The organism is Varibaculum prostatecancerukia (assembly GCF_943169825.2).
Lineage (GTDB): Bacteria > Actinomycetota > Actinomycetes > Actinomycetales > Actinomycetaceae > Varibaculum > Varibaculum prostatecancerukia.
The window spans coordinates 1,622,935-1,641,901 of sequence record NZ_OW968402.1; the positions used below are offsets into that span (position 1 = coordinate 1,622,935).

The window sequence follows — 18,967 nt, forward strand, 5'->3', positions numbered from 1 at the left end:
TAAGCAACTCTCTTTAGCTGATTTTAGCTAACTAGGCTCGCACATTCCCAACCACCTATGCCACAATTGTCCTAGCAAAAGTAGAAGGAGGAGGAATAGTGCCCGCTATGCAAAAACTTCGAGTCACTACTACGGGGACCTCTTCGTTCTATTCTTTGATTCCTTCCCTACCCTGGTCACTGCCTCTAGAAGAATGGCCAAATGAGCTATTAGCAGCACTCCCACGTGGTATTTCTCGCCACGTAGTGCGCTTCATCCAGTCTGAGGGCGAAATTTACGCGGTAAAAGAGATTTCTGAGCGCGATGCATTGCACGAATACCATATGCTGCTACAGCTGCATAGAAAAGAACTACCTGCCGTGTCGGTGGCGGCAGTAGTCGCCGGACGCAAGGACAAAAACGGGGAAGAACTACCCGCCGCTCTAATCACCAATCACCTGAAGTATTCCCTGCCCTACCGGGTGCTGCTGTCAAAACAGCTCTCTCAAGGCAATCTCGATCGCGTCCTTGATTCTCTAGTTGCCCTGCTGGTGCGCCTGCACTTATCCGGTTTTTACTGGGGGGATGTTTCCTTATCGAACACTCTTTTCCGCCGCGACGCCGGCACCTACGCCGCCTACCTGGTAGATGCGGAAACTGGGCGCTTTTACGACAATATTTCGGATCGCTCCCGCGAATACGATGTCTCCCTAGGCGCCATGAATATCATCGGGGAACTGATGGATTTGCAGGCCGGAGGCCTGGTAGACGAGGACTTCGATCCGACTATAGTCGGCGACTACCTGGAAAAAAGCTACCACGCCCTCTGGAATGATTTAACCGGATCCGAGCGGATTCCCGCCGACGAGATATGGCGAGTAGGGGCGCGTGCCGACAGGCTGGGACAGCTAGGTTTCGATATTGGCCAAGTAGAGATTGAGTCCGATGAGGACGGGGATTTCTTACGTTTCACCCCGCGAGTCGTAGAGGCCGGGCATTTCCAACGCCTGGTAAAAGATTTAACCGGCCTGGAAGTCCAAGAGGAACAGGCAAAACGTATCTACACCGATATTTTGACCTATAAACGGCGCAAGAAACTTGATAAAACTCCCCTGCGACAGGTGGCCAATACCTGGATGGATCGGGTGTATCTGCCCACCATAAACGCGATTCCCGCTGAGCTGCGCTCAAAACTAGAGCCGGCACAAATCTTCCATGAAGTTTTGGAACACCGCTGGTTCATGTCCGAAAAAGCTAGGCGCCACGTGCATACCCGCAAAGCCGTAAAAGACTATATCCGCACTCAGTTGGCGGCTCGCCCGGATGAACAAGTAGTCCTTCCGATGCCGCTGACTGCGACCGCCGATATTTCTGATTTTCTAGACCCGGAAAGAAAATAACTGCCTTTATTGTGGCCAGCGCCCAGGCTAGTAGTGACAGACTTAGGTGGCATACATCCCGGATATCGGTGCCGATAAACCAGAAACCTGCTGCTAGTGACGACCGTGACGGCGCCCTACTACTACTAATCCTCCCTGAGGTAAAAGACGATCAGGAGACATCGACTCGGAAACTGCCGCTAAGGAAATCGTGAATACTGCCGGCTGCCTGTTGGTAAGCTCTATGCGTCCCCCATCGGCTTCAATTAGATCTTTAGCCAGTGCCAGACCAATCCCGCTGGAGCCATGACCGCTAACTCCCCGCCGGAAAATATCGGGAGCGATATCTTCGCTCACGCCCTCGCCCTCGTCAGAGACCTCGACAAAGATGGAGCGCGAGGAGACTCCTTCGCGGGTAGAAACCGTGACCGTACCCGCCCCATATTTCAAAGAATTTTCCACCAAAGTGGCAATAGCCTGCGAAAGCGAAGAGGGTGTCGCCAGGGGCAAACGATCGGTTACTTGGTTGTCAAACACAATGCGGCGCCCCACTGCCGTGAACTGTGGCTCCCACTCATCCCGCTGTTGACGGAAAATTTCCTCCATTTTCACTGCTTGGGTATGGCCATGACTAGACTGCTGAGCCCGTTTCTTCAAGTCTTCGACCACTTGGGTAATGCGTTCTACCTGTTCCAAACAGGCTTCCGCCTCGGTGCGTACTTCTTCGTCATCGCTTAGATATTGGATTTCTTCTATCCGCATGGAAAGGGCGGTCAAGGGAGTGCGTAACTGGTGAGTAACATCCGAGGCAAACTGGCGTTCCTTGGCGATCCTGCCCACGATTCTTTCACCGGAGCGAGAAAGTTCCTCGCTGACCAGGTCGATCTCCTCGATTCCAGTAGGCTCTATCCGGGCTTGGACCGCACCAGAACCCACCTGTTCTGCCTGAGCAGAAAGATATATTAGGGGCGCTGCCAGGCGCCTTGAACCCCGGAAGGCAAAAATCGTGCCAGCACCCAATGCCACTGCTCCGCAGATCAGCACCGCGCAGACCGCGCCCACCGACGACCAGATCACCGGTACCGCCGAAGAACGGATAGAAACATAAAGACCGCCAGCACTGCGGGCATGGGAATACAGTTGCCATTCAGTGTCGACGGAACCAGAATCAAAAATACGCTTTTCCCGCTGGTCAATACGGATTTGGGATTCGGGAGCATAGACACGTCGCCACTGCGTAACCGCCTGGCGAGTACGATCCAGATCGTGAACCCCGATCTGATCCAAGTAACGCGAAAGGGTCACCGCCTGGTTATCCTGAGCCGTCTGGCTGGACTGCCACACGTAGGAGGGCGCCAAAATCGCCAAAGGTAGTCCCAGTAAAGTCAGCGATACTAACACTGACTGGAAAACCATTAACAGCGCACGGCGGCGCATAGCCGGCTACTTTCGTTCAGTCTCGAAACGGAAGCCCATTCCCCGCACAGTAGAAATGTAGTACGGATAGGCAGCGTCATCGCCCAGTTTCCGTCGCAACCAGGAAATATGCATATCCAAAGTCTTGGTTGACCCCGCGGGATCCGAACCCCAAACTTCCTGCATGATTACCTGGCGAGGAACTACGTTGCCCGCCTCTTTAATCAGAATGCGTAACAGGTCAAACTCTTTGGCAGTCAGTTGTAGTTCCCGGCCATTTTGGAAAGCGCGGTGAGCAGAAACATCAATCTTGATGTCCTGTGCCTCTAAGGTGTCGTCTTGGAAGTCGCTGCCAGCGCGGCGTAAAAGAGCGCGCACCCGAGCCAAAAGTTCTGCCAAGCGGAAAGGCTTAGTTACATAGTCGTCCGCACCCGCGTCTAGACCAACCACCATGTCGACTTCATCGGTGCGAGCAGTTAGCACCAGAATCGGTACTGAAGATCCTTGGGAGCGAATCTCCCGCGCCACGTCTAACCCATCCATATCAGGCAGACCCAGATCCAGTATCACCAGGTCAGCACCAATTATTTCGCCGAGAGCCCCGCGGCCGGTGCCATGAGCGCGCACCTCGTAGCCTTCCCGTCCCAGCGCACGTGCCAGAGGTTCGGAGATTGCCGGATCGTCTTCAACAAGTAAAACTGTAGTCATGTTCCCATAGTAAACTATAAAAATCTTTATCGCCAGCGGGCGTGTACTTTAGATAGTTTTACTATTTCTTTACTGGCGGGGAAGCCATCTCTAAGGTACTGTGGCGCATCAGCGGCTGGGCTGCGCCTTCAGATTTACCGCGGGTAAGCAACCAGGCTTCGACCTCGCCGAGGCCTTGGAGAGCTTGAGTTTCTGCCGGGCTTACCGCGAAAAACCCTTGATTATCCAACTCTTTTAACTGTTTGGCAGAGGCGGCATCCATCAGGATTTGCCCGCGGGGAGCGATATCTACCAGGCGAGAGGCCAGATTGACCGGGGGACCAAAAATATCGCCGGAACGGGAAACTACCCGCCCATGAACCAGCGAAGCCCGCACCGGTTGCAGCTCCGGCTCCTTTTTCAACCGCTCCACGATTGCACACACGATATCGGCCGCCACCAACAGTTCATCGGCAACAAACAGAACCGCATCCCCCAGGGTTTTTACCACCCGCCCTCCGCGAGTAGTAACCACGTCGCGACAGGCCATTTCAAAAGTTTGCACCATATCCGCGAGCGCTGACCCCGTCATAGTGGAAGAGCGGCGGGTATAGGCAACCATATCTACGAACCCCATACACCGATCTAGGGGATAAGAATCGGAAGCAGTTTCTTTCCCCTCCCGCATCTCTACTTCTCGGTTGGTGTTAAGCAGTAGATACGCCATTTGCCTGCGCCAGGCATAGCCCAGTTGGGATTGCAAAAGATCTATGTATTGATCAATTTCATCGAGGGCTACTAGGCGCGCCTTGGTGTCATCCAGACCCATGCGGTCTTGAAAATCAGTCACAATCGCCTCTAGCTGCCACAGCGCCAGCCGCTCGGCCAAATAGGATTGTGCCCGCAATAGTGAAGTTACGGCACCGGGTGAAAGCGCGCCCTCGCTAATCTCTTGAATCCAGCCCTTGACCGCTTGCGCGTCTTGTTCAGTGAACATATAGGCGTCCGGATCTGCCTTGGGAAAGCCACAGGAAGTCCAGAAACCTTCTACGACCTTCATCTCGACTCCCAAATGATCTGCCATCTCCCGCATAGTCATAGTGGGAGCGCCCCCGATTAGTTTCCACACCGGGCGCATCACGGTATTGCGCGCAATTTGGGCAGCAGACATGGATTCACTCACCCTACAACCTTAAGGTGAACAGCCTCACTTTTTCCAGCAGACCAGGCAGTGCCACCCGCTTTGGCAGAAACTTTTCTTTTTCACGGCTTCGCTACCTCGATTTGCTCCGGTAGCACTGTTTTTCCATAGGTTTTATTCCCTGCCGCCATTGTGCCTTTTAAAATAGAGGCTATGACTGATCACTTAGTCTTGGCCTCCGCCTCTAGCGCGCGGGTAAAAGTGCTGACCGGGGCGGGTATCACCCCCTTGGTTTGGGCAGCCGATATTGATGAGGACGCGGTGCGCGCCACCTTGGCTAACGCTGCGCCACCCGAGGTAGTTACGGCTTTAGCCCAGGCGAAAGCCCGACACATAGCCCAGCTAATAACCAAAACCAGCAGGCGTCGCCGAGAATGTTTGCAACTCAACCAGACCACTTTGAACGCACTTGCCGGGCTAGAAACAGGTGAGCGCCTGGCGGTAGTGGGATGCGATTCCATGTTGCTGCTAAACGGCAAATTACGAGGTAAACCCCATAGTCTCGAGCGCGCCCTCGCTCAGATTCATGAACTTTCCGGGGCGTCCCCGGTGCTTTTCACCGGCCACTGCGCGATCGCCCTCACCCGCACTAATAGTGGCTTTACCTGGGAAAAAGAGGTGCAGGGCCACTCGGAGGCCACTCTGTATTTCAGCGAAATCAGCAATAGAGAGGCGCGCGCCTACGCGGATAGCAAAGAACCTTTGGAAGTAGCGGGCGGTTTTACCATTGATGGATTGGGAGGAGCCTTTATTGACTCTATTAAGGGCGACCCACATGGCATTATTGGAATTTCTTTGCCATTAGTGCGTAAACTATTAACCGAACTTGGCTTTTTTTGGCCAAATTTATGGAAGGGCTTACCAAATCAAGCCCCAACAGATAAGGTTGAGTTATGAGTGAACGAAAAGCACGCGGGGTAGGCCTCGCAACCGTCAGCGAAAGTGGTCAAACCCTGGACGTTTGGTATCCGCGTCCTTACCTGGGTGACCAGCCAAATGAAACCGATCAGGAATTAATCCACAAACTAAGTCAGATTGAAGGGCGCGACGAGGGGCGTGGGGTTAACCGCACGGTCACCGTAGTCACTATCGATTTAGACGAGTCCGCCAGTTCGACTGCCGACGCCTACTTGCGTCTGCATCTACTGTCCCACCGCCTAGTAAAGCCCAACACCATCAACTTGGATGGAATTTTTGCGCGGCTTCCTACCGTTGCCTGGACAACGGAAGGTCCCTGCGCGGTCGAGGACTTCGAAAATACCCGTATGCGGATGCGTCTGGGTTACGGACACCCGATTCACCTGCTCAGCGTGGATAAGTTCCCCCCAATGGTGAACTACATTATCCCCTCCGGAGTGCGCATTGCTGATGGCGCGAAAGTTCGTCTCGGAGCCTATCTGTCACCGGGCACCACCGTGATGCACGCGGCTTTCGTTAACTTCAATGCCGGCACCTTAGGAGCCTGCCTGATTGAAGGACGGGTTGCACAAGGGGTAGTTATCGATGACGGCTCTGATATTGGAGGCGGCGCCTCTACCGAAAGCACGCTCTCAGGTGAAACCGGGCAACAGATTTCCCTAGGGAAACGCTGCTTGCTGGGTGCCAACTCTGGGCTAGGAATCGCCCTCGGCGATGACTGCATGGTTGCCCCTGGCTTGAACCTGACTGCCAGCACCAAAGTTTCGGTGCTCCCCCACGCGGGGGTGGCGCCCTCCGCCGAAGGTTACTTCGCGGAGCCAGTAGTGGTTCCCGCCTCCGAGCTTTCTGGAGCTTCGGACGTGATCTTCCGCCGCAACTCCCAATCGGGTCGGGTTGAAGCCCTGCCGCGCGCTGGCAAAGAAATCAAGCTGGCGACCGCCGCCCGCATCAACCCGTAAAATCAACAATCCGGATTTTTCCGGAGCCAAGTAATAATCCGCGTACCGATCCCGGTGCGCGGATTTTTACACTCCCGCCGCCCGCAGCCTCGCTGCTCCACGCTCGGGTCTGGCTCGCTTACCTCGTTGAGCGATTAAGCGCGGGGTTAGATTGTTATCCCGGTACGGGTTGGGTTGTAAAAGCGCTCGGGGGACCCCGGTGAGCCTTGCTTCGCTCGGCTCAAGCCCCCTCTCGCATCTTTTACAGCCCAACCCTTGTGCGCGGGGGATTAGTTTTATCCGAGCAGGCTAGGTGGGCGTAAAACTTGGAAACGTAGCTACGTTTCCAAGTTTTTGGGCAGGAGGAAAAACTAATCCCCCGCGCTGGCTACGCTATCGATTCTGCTTACGAGAATTACGACTGGTGGCGCCAGGCTGCGGAACGCTGACTGGCGACCCAAGCAGCGACCTGCGTGCGGCGCTGCAACCCCATTTTGGCTAGTAGCGAGGTGATATGGTTCTTCACTGTCTTTTCGGCGACACCGAGCTTTTCGCCGATTTCGCGGTTAGACAGCCCATCGCCGATTAGGTTTAAGACTTTGCGTTCTGCCGGGGTCAGATTCGCGGTGGGATCCTCGTTGCCGGCGCGGCGGCGGGTAACGGTGCGTTCATCAAGCAAGACTCGACCGCCTACTACTGCCCGAATCACGTCGGTGATTTCGGCTCCCCGCACCGTCTTTAACACATAGGCTTTAGCTCCTGCCTGCAAGGATTCCGCTAAAGCATCATCGTCATCAAAGCTAGTGAGCACGATCGCCAAAGACTTGGGGGAAACCTCACGCAGCTGTTTCATTACGTCAATGCCGGTGCCATCGGGCATTTGTAGATCCACCAGCACCACATCGGGGCGCACCAGTTCGGCGCGGCGCACCGCGTCCTCAACTGTTCCCGCCTCAGCTACTACCTCCATACCGGCAGTGCGGTCTATGATTTCGGCAATCCCGCGACGCACGATTTCGTGGTCGTCAATAATCATTACCCGAGTGGACGGTTCTTCTGTCTGCGATTGCTGAATGTTCACGCCTTGATTCTACCTAATCCTGGTGCAAAGGAAACATAGCTTTCACAAAGTAGTCAGCTAGCCCTTAATCCTATCCGGGAGCTACTGACCCCCCGCTGGAGCAGGCGCCAGGGGCAAGTGGTCAGAGGCGTGCTATTGACCCTATTTTTTCAGTTCCTGGCACTGGGGACAGTAGGTGGCGTTACGCCCTGACTGTTGCAGTTTTTTTAAGGTGGTGCCGCAAACCTTACAAGGCTCGCCGCCGCGTCCATAAACTTTTAGTTCCTGCTCGAAATAACCGGGGTTTCCACTGGTGTCTACATAGAGTTCATCGAAAGAAGTTCCGCCCTGTTTAATGGCGGCTTTCATGATCTTGCCCGATACCTTAAATATTTCCTCAATCCGTTCCTCGGTTAGGGTTTTAGCGCTTTGCGCCGGACTGATACGGGCAGCAAACAAGGTTTCATCTGCATAAATATTCCCGATCCCGGATACGAGCTTTTGGTCTAGGAGGGAGTGCTTAATCGAGCTCTTACGCTGATGAATCTTCTCGGCGACCTCCTTGAAATCTGCGTGCGGATCAAGTACATCCCGGGCTACGTTTACTTCCACATTGCGGGGAATCAAATGAGATTCAGCGCCGATACCTGCCGGTTTCTTGTCCTTGGTTTCCACTAGTGGCTCAACCACCATGCGACCGAAAGTGCGCTGGTCAACAAAACTGACGGTTCTGCCATCTTTTAGGGTTAGGCGCACCCGTAAATGTCCTTGATTCCGGCGGGATAGTTCAATTTTGGGTTTATTGATTAGTAACTGCCCGGACATTCCCAGATGAATAACCAGGGAATACAGGGTTTGCTTTCCCTCTTCATCCTCACCTAATAGCCACAAAAACTTTCCGCGACGCACGGCGTTCGTTATTGTCCATCCCTCTAAAGCCTCGCTAAAGCGCTTCTCATCCTGCCCCCGCAGAGAGCCGGGAAAAAATACCTCAACTTTTTCTATCTGCGCCCCTATTAGCTGCTGTTCGAGGCCGCGGCGTACTACCTCAACCTCAGGTAATTCTGGCATAAACAGTTCCCCTCAAATCTACTGTCGTTTCTCAATCCTTAAATGTAAGGTCATTTCCTTCTAAAAGCCTATCGGCGTAGTCACGCCATGTTCCTCTCGCAGCGTCATTACCGCTTGTCTGGCGGCTTCATGTTCGGCCACCTTCTTAGAACGACCTTTCCCGGAACCAATTTCCCGTTCTCCGATTAGGGCTCGCGCCGTAAAACGGCGATTATGGTCGGGACCGATACCTTCTACTGAAAACTCTACATTATGAACCCCTAACTGACCAGTAAGTTCTTGCAAAGTAGTTTTCCAGTCCATACCTGCCCCCCGCTCGAGGGCATGTTCTAAGAGGTCTTGAAGCAGATTTTCTACTACCTTTCGAGTAGTTTCCAGACCGTGGCTCAGATAAGTTGCCCCGATCAGGGCTTCTACCGTGTCAGAGAGAATAGAGTCCTTTTCGCGTCCTCCGGTCTTATCTTCTCCGCGCCCTAGCAAAATAAATTCCCCGAGATTAATATCGCGGGCAACCTTGGCTAAAGCCGGTTGGGAAACAGTGGCTGAACGCATTTTCGCCAAATGCCCCTCCGGGTGAGAAGGATAGGTACGGTAAAGACTTTCGGTGACAATCAACTGTAGAACTGCGTCACCCAGGAACTCTAGGCGCTCATTATTGGGAAGATCGTCTTGTTCATGAGCGAAAGAACGGTGAGTTAAAGCCAGCACCACCATATCGGGGTCTAGCTCGATCCCCCATCTGGTTAGCAGCTTCGCTAGGTCTTGCGAACCGCGACTCATGCGTTCTTCTCTCCCTCTTGGTCAAATAACCCACTCAGCGCCGACCAGCGCGGATCTATCTTTTCATGATGGTGACCGGCTTCGGCGTGTGCCAACGCGATTCCACAGTCGGGGCAAAGCCCCAGGCAATCAGGGCTACAAAGCACCGAATAGGGAATCTGCGGCACAATGGCGTCTATCAATAGCGGCTCTAAATCTACCCGAGAATCAGGGCACACCTGATAGGACTCATCCAGATCAGCATACACGCTTGAGTCGTCACTCACCTCATTTAGCAGGTGCGCAAGCTCATCTGGATAGTAATAGATTCGACTCAAAGAAAATTCGATTGCTTCTTCTACGGGTTCCAGGCAGCGCACGCACTCTCCTTTAGCGAGAGCACACCCGCTGACACTGATGGACACGCCCTCGGAAATCGCTACCGCGAGCACCTGTAAATCCAGGGTTTCCCCGGCCGGAACCGCCATATCGTCAGTGCCGATGGGGGCAGGTAACTGCACCTGTACCTGCCAAGATTTACTGTCGCCTTCACCGGATCCTAAACTGGCTAAATCCAGCGGGATAACGGCCTTTTTTATTTGTTTCATGACCCTCACCCTAGGCGGAATTTTCCTCCGGCGCTAACAGACTTAACTAAGCTGGTTAAAACTGAGGGCGCTCCTGGCGGGAAAACTGAGCGCGCCCCTTACGAGTTTGCTCAGCGATTGCCCCCAGCAAATCTTCTAGCTGCGTCAAAGAATCATTAACGTACTGGTCAGATTGATTCATAAAATCGCTGGCTTCCCCGCGCGCAGTATTAACCGTTTCCTTAGCAACCTGCTGAGCTTCCCGGTAAACGTTCTCTTGAGAAACCATTTGATCTGCGCGTTGCCGAGCTTCCTGCAAAATCTGCGCGGCTTGCTCCTTCGCCTGGGCAACAGTTTCTTCTGCCTGGGCGCTGGCGTGAGCAATCGCCGACTCGGCCTGCTGATTGGCTTCTGCAACCGTTTGCTGGGCTTGCTCATCGGCCTGGGCAATAGTTTTCTCTGCGCTCTGGTTAGCTTCTTTAGTGACCCGCTCGGCCTCGGCGCGGGCATCAGAAATAGTCTGCTCGGCCTCCTCGTCGGCGGCATCTAGCACTTTATTGGCATCGGCGACGATTCGATCTGCATTAACCAGGTCAGCCGGTAGCGCCGCGCGCGCATTTTCGAGCAGCTCCACCCCTTCGGCCTGGTTAATCATTACCGAAGCGGAAAAGGGAACGCTGCGTCCCTCCTCGATCAATTCGGTGAGGCGGTCAAGTACTGCAATCACATCTGAAGGTGCGTACTGCGGTTCTTCCTGGGCTTCCATAATCTTCCTTCCTGTTTTAGGCTTCTGGATTCAAAGAGTGGTCGGGGGCAGTGTTATTTTCCGCGGATGCATCGAAGACTACTTGCAGCGCCTGGGCTACTTCGGGAGGAACGAATCCAGACACATCTCCCCCATAGGCGGCGATTTCTTTAACCACGGAGGAAGAAATCAGTGCATTTTCCGGGGAGGTGGGAATCAAGATCGTATCGATACCGGAAAGTTGGCGGTTGGCGAACGCCTGGGTCATTTCACTGTCAGTGTCTTTAGAGTTGCGAATACCTTTCACTAGCGCCACTGCCCCATAGCGGGTCGCCAGGTCACAAGCCAGACCTTCCCAGGTAACTGCCTGCACATTCGGCAAGTCTGCGGTGGCTTGAGTAATGAATTCTTCGCGCTTGGCGGCCTCAAAAAGATAGTTTTTCTGGGAGTTTTTTGCTACCGCCACGATTACGCGCTCAAAAATGTGGGCTGCGCGGGTGATCACGTCCAAATGACCATAGGTCAAGGGGTCGTAGGATCCGACGCAGACAACAGTACTCATGAATACTAAAATACCTGCAAGGGTTCCCTGGGGAGGACTTCCCACGCGGAGGGAGAGGAAACTGAGCTTGTCCGAACTCTTTTAGGCGGCACCGAGGGCGGGGCGCAGGAAGTAAACGGCACTTTCCCCGTAGAGTTTGCGGGCTTCTTCTTCCCAATCATCTTCGCCCCAGTCCGGGGCTTCATCGCGAGCCGAACGCTCGATCACTATCCAGGCATCAGGGTCACAAAGGGGGAGCAGCTGCGCTAGCACTTCTAAGATTTCCGAGTTCTTCATATTGTAGGGAGGATCGATAAAAACCAGTTCCCATTGGGGATTTGGCTCGGTTCCTTTCCAACGCGAAGCCAAGAAAGTTAGGGCGGACTGCACATATAGTTTCGCTTCCGCAAAAACCGGAGATGCCGCCTGGTTCTTGCGGATTACTGTGGCCGCGCTTGGTGCACGATCAACCAGGTCTAGGCTGAGGGCGCCGCGCGAGAGAGATTCAAAGCCATAGGCTCCCGAACCGGCAAAAAGATCCAGAACACAGGCATCTTCCGTGGCTCCCCGAGATTGCAGAGCCGAGAAAATTGCCTCCCGAACTCGGTCTTGAGTAGGGCGGGTGCCGGAAGAGGGTACGGCTAGCTGAGTGCCTCGGGCAGTTCCAGCTATTATTCGCGTCATGATTACACCCTAACCCTAGCGAAGTTCACAAAACAGCGACTTTCGATATTACATTCAAGCATTCCGTTACCCGCGCTCTAAAAATTCCTGTTCTTCTTCGCTGATTCGCCGGGCAATCGCCTCTTTTAATATTTGATGGCTCTTTAGTTCCGGGTCTGCCGTTACCAGCGTCTTAGCATCTTGGCGCGCCTGGGAAATCACTGCTTCATCCGCCAGCAAATCCAAGATTTTCAACGAGGAGGCGCGTCCAGACTGGCTTTCTCCTAAAATGTTCCCACTTTCCCGCAACTTGAGATCGACAGCGGCCAGCCGGAAACCATCGGTAGTTTCGGTGAACGCTTGCAGACGGTTGCTGGCTAGAGTATCGGGTTGTGCCCCTGACCAAACCAAACACACTCCCCCAAGTTTGCCGCGTCCTATGCGTCCCCGCAGCTGATGCAACTGGGCAAGACCAAAACGGTCGGCATCTAGGATTACCATCATGGTTGCCTGGGGAACATCCACCCCCACTTCGATAACGGTGGTGGCCACCAACAACGGGGTTTTCCCGCTAGTAAAATCCGCCATCGCCCGGTCTTTTTCTTCCGCTGACATTTGTCCATGCAGAACCCCGATTTCGATTCCTTTTAGCGCCGGGAGCGACCGCAGGTGGCTGACGGTATCACTGACATTGGCGATGGATCCTGCCGCATCCTCGCCCTCTTCACCGCCAGCCCCATCTTCATTTTGGGAGCCAGGATTGATTGCCGGACACACCACAAAAACTCGGTGACCGGCCACGATTTCTTCGGCGGCGCGCTGCCAAGTGCGCGCTGTCCAGGTGCGATTCGCGGTATCTACCCGGAAAGTTTCTACTTTCGCCCTCCCGGGAGGCATTCCCTTTAAAGTCAGTAAATCTAAGTCCCCAAAAGAGGTCATCGCCACCGATCGAGGTATCGGAGTAGCGGTCATCACCAATAGGTGGGGAGTTCCCGATTCGCCCTGTCGCAGCCGGTCACGCTGACGTACCCCGAACTTATGTTGCTCATCGATAACCACCACCCCCGGGGAAGTGAGCATCACCCGCTCAGAAAGCAAAGCATGAGTTCCCACAATCAACGCTGGTTGCCCAGTTTTTAACGCATCCAAAGTACGGCGCTTTTCCGCAGTGGACATAGAGGAGGTAAGCCGATAAATCGGGATGCCCTCTGTCCCCCGTAAAGTAAACCCTCCTGGTTGGGCGTATTCACCTAAAAGACTGGTGAGAGTAGAAAAATGCTGATGCACCAAGACCTCGGTGGGAGCCATGAAGATTCCTTGCCGCCCGCCATCTACTGCCAGCAACATCGCCAGCAATGACACCACAGTTTTACCGGAACCCACATCCCCTTGTAGCAGCAAGTTCATGGGATGAGGTGACTGTAACCGCTCCTCTATATCAGCTAGGGCTTGCTGCTGGAAGTCGGTTAGGGCAAAAGGTAGCGAGGAGGCGACCCGCTCGGTAAATCCTCCGGGAACCTCTTTTAGAATGGGTGCATCCGCAGCGAGTTCTTGTCGCCGCTCCGCTAGCGCCGCCTGCAACACGAAGGCTTCCTCGTAGCGAAAACGACTACGCGCCGCCTCATAATCTGCGCGAGTTTGGGGGCGATGAATCTGTTCTAAAGCCGCATTTATCTCTAATAATCCCTGTTCTTTGCGGATTTCCTCGGGTAAAGGATCGGGCAGGGGACGAAACTTTAGCTGATCTAAAACCACCGCAATCGCTTTTTGGGTGGTCCATGTGGGTAGCCCGGCCTTCGCAGGATAAATCGGTTCTGGCCGCTGAGCCTGCACTTTAGCTGCCTGGTTACTGGCGGCATCTAGATTTTCGTCGCTTACTTCCTGATAGGAGGGGTGAGACAACTGTAGGCGTCCTCGATATAGGCTGGGGCGACCAGAAAACAGTTTCGTTTGTCCCACCTGCATTTGCGAGGACATCCAGGTGATTAGGTGCTGGCTTTTTGCCCAAAAAACCGCATCCATCAGGTTTTCCCCATCGCTTAGCTGCAGGGAAAGCATCCATTTTCCACCGCGAGTACGCCGCCGTGAAGAATCTGCGATTTGGGCGATTACTGACTGCTCTTCCCCCAAGGTGAGTTGCGGGAAAGAAGTAAGCTCCCCCAGTTCGTGATAGCGCCGAGGAAAGAAGTACAACAGCTCAACAGTGGTTTCAAGCCCGAACTTTTTATCTAACTTCCCCGCTACTCGCCCTAGGATTTTCTTTAAAGGCTCCCCGGCTACCTGACTTTCCTGCGCGTTCACGAAGACAATACCCCCACCAAGGTGTCGCCGCTTTGCCCGCCACTGATTAACTCAATCCGGATTCCGGGAGCCCCTTGCGAAAGCGCGTTTTGGATGCGGGCAATCAGATCCGGGTCCTCCCCTTTGCGAATCAGGATACGCGCCTGAACATCATCGGCGGTCACCGAAGATGCCAGCAGATCAAAGGATGTTTCGGAGGATACTGTCCATGTGCGTTGGGTAGCTAAAGCATCGAAGGTGCGCGAGCGCTGCAACTGGATCAGGTCAGGGGTTTCAATGGCTGAAGAAACTACCTGGCAGCAGGCGCGGGTTACTTCTAATACTTGCAGGTCATCTTGGGTGGGAGCCACCATCACTTCAATCCCTTGATTTTTGGCGGGACGTACCAGGTTTGCTAGTTCTGCCGCGCTCACCTGGTCACAGGGCAGCACTTGGACGACCTCTTGCTCCATCTCGGCGATTATCGGGAGTACTTCCTGAGGAACTCCCCGGCGGGAAAGCACTACTGTGGCACCTAGGTTAGCTAAATCTCCCACCAGTCCGGGAGCAGAAGCATAGGCTAAAACCGCTGGTCTGATTGGGCGGATAGCGCGCGAGGAATCCAGGCTCACCAAGTTGGAGCCAGAGGGGGTTTCACTTTCAATAGGCAGCGGGGGGCGGGCTAAAATCATCCCCGATTTTTCCGGTAACAATTCGATTACCTTCCGGGGATGCCGGCTGCGTACTAGCAGCATCCGCGGTCCGATTCCCAGCATATCGGCGCGACCGGTAATCGCCCCATATACTCCGTTTTTCTCTAGCTCCGCGCGCAGTCGCTGAACACGTGAATTATCGGCTTCCCCGCGCCAAGTTAACACTAGGGAGTGCCTTCGCGAGGGCGCAGGCAAACCGGGGTGGGAATCCGGAACCATATCGCGCACCATTTGCAAACTGGTGGCTACCGCCCCCTGCTCTTGTTGATTTTCCCGACAATAGGTTTCTACCATTGCCGCTACTAGCAGCATCAACACTGCCGCTCGCGCATCGGGGCGCCCATGATTTTCTTCTGCCCCTTCCACTAGAGCCACTTGGCTAGCCATCCAGGCACGCGAGAGAATATCTTCGATTGACATTTGCTCTGGCTGGGTTTCTAGCTCCGCGTTTACCTCCTCTATCAGCCCCGATAAAGTGGGCGGATCTAGGCGCTCCACGGCGGGCAACAGGCAGCGGGTAGGACACTGGCTGCTAGAACGCAACACTTTTAATAGCTGCACCGGATTTAGACCGGGGGAACTAGCCGCATTGGCAGCCGCACTGCACAGCTCGGACAGCACGATCCCAATCATTCCGCTGGCTCCCGCTAAGGCGGCATCGGCGATCGCTTCTAAAACCCAGCTGGCGTCCCTATCTGCGCGAGAAGGCAGTCCGGCCACAGTCAAAGCCACCTTATCCCAGGTAAGCAGGGTGTTTGTGCCGGTATCGGAATCCAGCTCGCTTTGTAGATCCATAGAATCTAGGGCGCTTTGCGCCGCCTGCAGCACTTCCCCGCTGACCTTTACCCAATGCCGGATATTACTTCCCGTGACTTGCAGATCCAGCCGCTCATCAGATTCCACCGCTTTCGCCACATTTTCCCGTTTGCCCTTCGGCCTTGGTTTCGCCGGTTTGGGAGCCATTTGCGGTACTTCAAAGTCAAGCAGCCCGGTTGTCCCTTTCACTGGGGTTTCCGCGGTTTTCTTTCCGCTTTTTTTTCGTTTTTCGCTGGAACGAGGACGCGGGGTGGTCTTATTGGGTTTTAGGCTTTCCTTAGCCTCAAGGGAATTTTTCTCGTCCCGTCGGTCATGGCTTACATACTCTGAATTGGCAGTAACCGGGTTTTTTGCCCTTGCGGCGCGCGCGAAATCTGCAAAAGAAAACAGATCCGCTAGGGGTTCTTCTTCGCCCACTGCCGCCTCCTTCGCAAAAAACTAGTTAAGGGTCTGCGCCTGCCCGCTCTCATAGTCTAACGAGTTTTTCAGTGAAGCCTGGCACAATAACCACCTGGTACTTGGCGGTTGCGCTTCGAATCAGTTAATCTGGTCGGGTTGCCGATATCTGGGCAAACTTACCCAGATTCAAAGAATACTTGAAGGAGACTATCGTGGCTGCCACCTGTGACATCTGCGGAAAAGGCCCCGGTTTCGGGAAGAGCGTTTCGCACTCCCACCGGCGCACGAACCGCCGTTTTAACCCGAACATTCAAAGCGTGCGCGCCGTTGTTGGTAGTGCCCGCAAACGCATGAATGTTTGCACCAAGTGCCTGAAATCTGGACGGGTAACCCGCTAGTAACAGGACGAATCGGCGCCGTCTGCCTCTGGCAGGCGGCGTTATTTTTATTTTCTCTGGAAAGTTCTCCTCCCTGAGCAGGGGAAGCCATGTAAAGTTAAAAGTGATTTCGCATCCAAATTTAGACAGGCAGAGGATTCTCATGAGCCAGAACAGCCCAAACCAATACGGTAATTTTCCTAATAACCCTGGTCAGCCTCCCTCTCCGAATAATCCGAATAATTCGTTTAAGCCGGGAATTCCAGATGGGCAAAACCATCAGATGCAGCCCTACCCACCCCAGCCGGGCAGCCAGGCTCAGACCTACCGCCCCCAACCAAGCAGCCAAAGCCCGATGCCTCCTGCCCCAAATGGCGGCAACTACCAGTGGAATAACTATGGACAACCTCAGGGACAACCTTTCCCCGGACAACCAGCTCCCGGTAACTACCAGCAATATCCGCCTTTCCCCGGACAACCAGTTCCGGGCATGGCCTCCCCTATGCCAAATCAAGCTTTCCAGCAGTACCCGAATCAAAAATCGAAACTGGTTGCCGGTCTGCTCGGCATCTTCTTGGGCGGTTTTGGGGTGCATAATTTCTACCTGGGAAGAACGGGGAGAGCAGTTCTTCAGCTAGTAATCACCCTGCTTTCCTTCGGCATCGCAGCCATCTGGGGCTTTATTGAGGGCATCTTAATTTTGGCGGCGAAACCGGGATCTTCTTGGGCGGTCGATGCTGAAGGGATACCTCTACGTGACTAACTAGCGCCGAGCCGGTTATTACTGACTCCCAGCACCAAGTTTGCCTACAGGGAAAACTATTGCTGATCGTTGTTCAGGCTTTACCATGTGAGCAAGTTCAAAGGCCGCCAGAGCGCTTTCAGCTTTTAAAGAGGCCTCCTGGTCTGCTAGATTAGGTGTTAACCGACCAGGAAACTGGTACGAAAGTGGAGGTTTTCCCACCTGGATGCTCTCGGGTATCGGGTAAGAACAGATGCTTTAGGCATCTGCGCGTTTTTTCGCAGCCTCCGCAAAACCAGCGGGGGCTTTTCTTTTTAAGTCTGGCTCCCAAAAATCTCGAGCAAGGAGCAGCTATCAGCAACGAGACACGCATTAATGAACGCATCCGGGTGAAAGAAGTACGCCTAGTTGGCCCCAGTGGTGAACAGGTAGGGGTAGTCCGGATCGAGGATGCATTGCGCCTAGCCACAGAAGCTGGCTTGGATCTAGTAGAGGTCGCGCCTACGGCGAAACCTCCAGTTTGTAAGTTGATGGATTACGGCAAGTTCAAGTACGAGGCCGCACAAAAGGCTCGTAACGCTCGCCGTAACCAAGTGAACTCCCAGCTAAAAGAGATTCGTTTCCGCCTCAAAATCGATGATCACGATTACGAAACCAAGAAAGGCCACGTAATACGGTTCCTCGAAGGCGGAGACAAAGTAAAAGTCATGATTATGTTTCGCGGACGTGAACAGTCCCGCCCCGAGCTTGGCGTCAAACTTTTAGAGCGCCTGGCCGAGGAAGTAACCGAGATGGCTACCGTAGAATCTATGCCCCGTCAGGACGGACGGAATATGACTATGGTGCTGGCTCCCACGAAACGTAAACATCACACCAAATCGGATCAGCGTCGTCGCCGCGACCAACAGCGCGGCGAAACTATGAACCGTCAACAACTTAAGGATGCCCGTAAGGCTCGCAGAGCTAAAGAGGCTCAGGAAGCTGAAGCCGCAGCGAAAGCGAAAAAGTAGGGTCGTCCTAACCGCCTAAGAAACAGGCAAAACCACCGGCGTGCCGGTAGAGAGGAAAAACAATGCCGAAGATGAAGACGCACTCCGGTGCGAAGAAGCGCTTCCGCCGGACTGGAAGCGGCAAATTGATGCGGGAAAAGGCGGGCAAACGCCACCTGCTAGAACACAAGTCTTCCAAACTGACCCGTCGCCTCAGCCGTGATCAGGTAGTGGCACCCGCCGATGCCAAGCGCGTAAATAAGCTGCTGGCTGGCAACAAGTAGGCAAGGAGAGGATTAAGAGAGATGGCACGCGTAAAAAGAGCAGTTAATGCCAAGAAGAAACGTCGCACCGTATTGGATCGCGCCTCCGGTTATCGGGGTCAGCGTTCCCGCCTGTACCGCAAGGCTAAAGAGCAGCTGCTGCACTCAGGCGTTTATTCCTACAATGATCGCCGCAAGCGCAAGAATGATTTCCGGAAACTGTGGATTCAGCGGATTAACGCCGCTTGCCGCGCCCAGGATATGACCTATAACCGGTTCATCCAGGGCCTGCGCCTAGCAGACATCGAAGTTGACCGCCGGATGCTCTCCGAACTAGCGGTTTACGATATTGACACCTTTAATCAGCTGGTAGACAAGGCGAAAGCTGCCCTACCGAAGGACGTAAACGCTCCGGCTGCTTAATAAACCGTCAAGAAAAGTCAG

20 protein-coding genes are annotated in these 18,967 nt (G+C 54.1%); 8 read left to right on the forward strand and 12 right to left on the reverse strand.

Going from position 1 to position 18,967, the window contains the following annotated elements; translation table 11 throughout:
- Positions 1-107: 107 nt before the first annotated feature.
- A complete protein-coding gene (locus KO216_RS07050; protein WP_215523531.1) occupies positions 108-1,379 on the forward strand; it encodes a DUF4032 domain-containing protein in 1,272 nt (423 codons plus the stop codon).
- A 93-nt stretch (positions 1,380-1,472) separates the two neighbouring features.
- On the opposite strand, the gene KO216_RS07055 is transcribed toward KO216_RS07050, so the two are convergent.
- The 3 genes from KO216_RS07055 to KO216_RS07065 form a co-directional block, all read right to left on the reverse strand.
- Complete coding sequence (locus tag KO216_RS07055) at positions 1,473-2,795, reverse strand: sensor histidine kinase (RefSeq protein WP_251451972.1); 1,323 nt, start codon at positions 2,793-2,795, stop codon at positions 1,473-1,475.
- A 6-nt stretch (positions 2,796-2,801) separates the two neighbouring features.
- On the reverse strand, positions 2,802-3,482 hold the full coding sequence (locus tag KO216_RS07060) for a response regulator transcription factor (protein ID WP_215523532.1): 681 nt from the start codon (positions 3,480-3,482) through the stop codon (positions 2,802-2,804).
- Between the two features lie 61 nt (positions 3,483-3,543).
- Positions 3,544-4,644, reverse strand: a complete 1,101-nt coding sequence (locus KO216_RS07065) for an adenylate/guanylate cyclase domain-containing protein (RefSeq protein WP_215523533.1) — start codon at positions 4,642-4,644, stop codon at positions 3,544-3,546.
- A gap of 171 nt (positions 4,645-4,815) precedes the next feature.
- On the opposite strand from KO216_RS07065, the gene KO216_RS07070 reads away from it, so the two are divergent.
- A complete protein-coding gene (locus KO216_RS07070; protein WP_215523534.1) occupies positions 4,816-5,559 on the forward strand; it encodes a Maf family protein in 744 nt (247 codons plus the stop codon).
- The gene (locus tag KO216_RS07075; RefSeq protein ID WP_215523535.1) at positions 5,556-6,539 is read left to right on the forward strand and encodes a DapH/DapD/GlmU-related protein; all 984 of its coding nucleotides are present in this window, start codon (positions 5,556-5,558) and stop codon (positions 6,537-6,539) included. The genes KO216_RS07070 and KO216_RS07075 overlap by 4 nt, the downstream gene beginning before the upstream one ends.
- 394 nt (positions 6,540-6,933) lie before the next feature.
- On the opposite strand, the gene KO216_RS07080 is transcribed toward KO216_RS07075, so the two are convergent.
- From KO216_RS07080 to KO216_RS07120, 9 genes are all read right to left on the reverse strand, one after another.
- Complete coding sequence (locus tag KO216_RS07080; RefSeq protein ID WP_215524096.1) at positions 6,934-7,554, reverse strand: response regulator; 621 nt, start codon at positions 7,552-7,554, stop codon at positions 6,934-6,936.
- Positions 7,555-7,740: 186 nt separating this feature from the next.
- Positions 7,741-8,649, reverse strand: a complete 909-nt coding sequence (gene mutM / locus KO216_RS07085; protein WP_215523536.1) for a bifunctional DNA-formamidopyrimidine glycosylase/DNA-(apurinic or apyrimidinic site) lyase — start codon at positions 8,647-8,649, stop codon at positions 7,741-7,743.
- 60 nt (positions 8,650-8,709) lie between these two features.
- Positions 8,710-9,429: a ribonuclease III gene (gene rnc, locus KO216_RS07090; protein ID WP_215523537.1), complete on the reverse strand. Its 720-nt coding sequence runs from the start codon at positions 9,427-9,429 to the stop codon at positions 8,710-8,712.
- Positions 9,426-10,016 (reverse strand): YceD family protein, encoded by a 591-nt coding sequence (locus tag KO216_RS07095; protein ID WP_215523538.1) that lies wholly within the window; start codon positions 10,014-10,016, stop codon positions 9,426-9,428. The genes rnc and KO216_RS07095 overlap by 4 nt, the downstream gene beginning before the upstream one ends.
- Before the next feature lie 55 nt (positions 10,017-10,071).
- Positions 10,072-10,761 (reverse strand): hypothetical protein, encoded by a 690-nt coding sequence (locus KO216_RS07100; protein WP_215523539.1) that lies wholly within the window; start codon positions 10,759-10,761, stop codon positions 10,072-10,074.
- Between the two features lie 16 nt (positions 10,762-10,777).
- Complete coding sequence (coaD, locus tag KO216_RS07105; protein WP_215523540.1) at positions 10,778-11,302, reverse strand: pantetheine-phosphate adenylyltransferase; 525 nt, start codon at positions 11,300-11,302, stop codon at positions 10,778-10,780.
- A gap of 81 nt (positions 11,303-11,383) precedes the next feature.
- Positions 11,384-11,965 carry an RsmD family RNA methyltransferase gene (locus KO216_RS07110; protein WP_215523541.1) on the reverse strand — a complete coding sequence of 194 codons (582 nt, stop codon included), beginning with the start codon at positions 11,963-11,965 and terminating at the stop codon, positions 11,384-11,386.
- A gap of 66 nt (positions 11,966-12,031) precedes the next feature.
- The gene (locus KO216_RS07115) at positions 12,032-14,245 is read right to left on the reverse strand and encodes an ATP-dependent DNA helicase RecG (RefSeq protein WP_215523542.1); all 2,214 of its coding nucleotides are present in this window, start codon (positions 14,243-14,245) and stop codon (positions 12,032-12,034) included.
- Positions 14,242-16,170 (reverse strand): hypothetical protein, encoded by a 1,929-nt coding sequence (locus KO216_RS07120; protein WP_215523543.1) that lies wholly within the window; start codon positions 16,168-16,170, stop codon positions 14,242-14,244. Before KO216_RS07120 ends, KO216_RS07115 begins: the two co-directional genes overlap by 4 nt.
- A 194-nt stretch (positions 16,171-16,364) precedes the next feature.
- Here KO216_RS07120 and rpmB point away from each other — a divergent pair, with 194 nt between their 5' ends.
- The 5 genes from rpmB to rplT all read left to right on the forward strand — a co-directional run bounded on the left by rpmB (position 16,365) and on the right by rplT (position 18,946).
- Positions 16,365-16,550: a 50S ribosomal protein L28 gene (rpmB, locus tag KO216_RS07125; RefSeq protein WP_215523544.1), complete on the forward strand. Its 186-nt coding sequence runs from the start codon at positions 16,365-16,367 to the stop codon at positions 16,548-16,550.
- A 142-nt stretch (positions 16,551-16,692) separates the two neighbouring features.
- Positions 16,693-17,292, forward strand: coding sequence for a TM2 domain-containing protein (locus KO216_RS07130; RefSeq protein ID WP_251451975.1), 600 nt, complete (start codon positions 16,693-16,695; stop codon positions 17,290-17,292).
- A 155-nt stretch (positions 17,293-17,447) separates the two neighbouring features.
- Positions 17,448-18,281, forward strand: coding sequence for a translation initiation factor IF-3 (gene infC, locus KO216_RS07135; RefSeq protein ID WP_251451978.1), 834 nt, complete (start codon positions 17,448-17,450; stop codon positions 18,279-18,281).
- 62 nt (positions 18,282-18,343) lie between these two features.
- A complete protein-coding gene (gene rpmI, locus KO216_RS07140; protein ID WP_071128655.1) occupies positions 18,344-18,544 on the forward strand; it encodes a 50S ribosomal protein L35 in 201 nt (66 codons plus the stop codon).
- Between the two features lie 21 nt (positions 18,545-18,565).
- On the forward strand, positions 18,566-18,946 hold the full coding sequence (gene rplT, locus KO216_RS07145; protein WP_215523545.1) for a 50S ribosomal protein L20: 381 nt from the start codon (positions 18,566-18,568) through the stop codon (positions 18,944-18,946).
- Positions 18,947-18,967 lie beyond the last annotated feature (21 nt).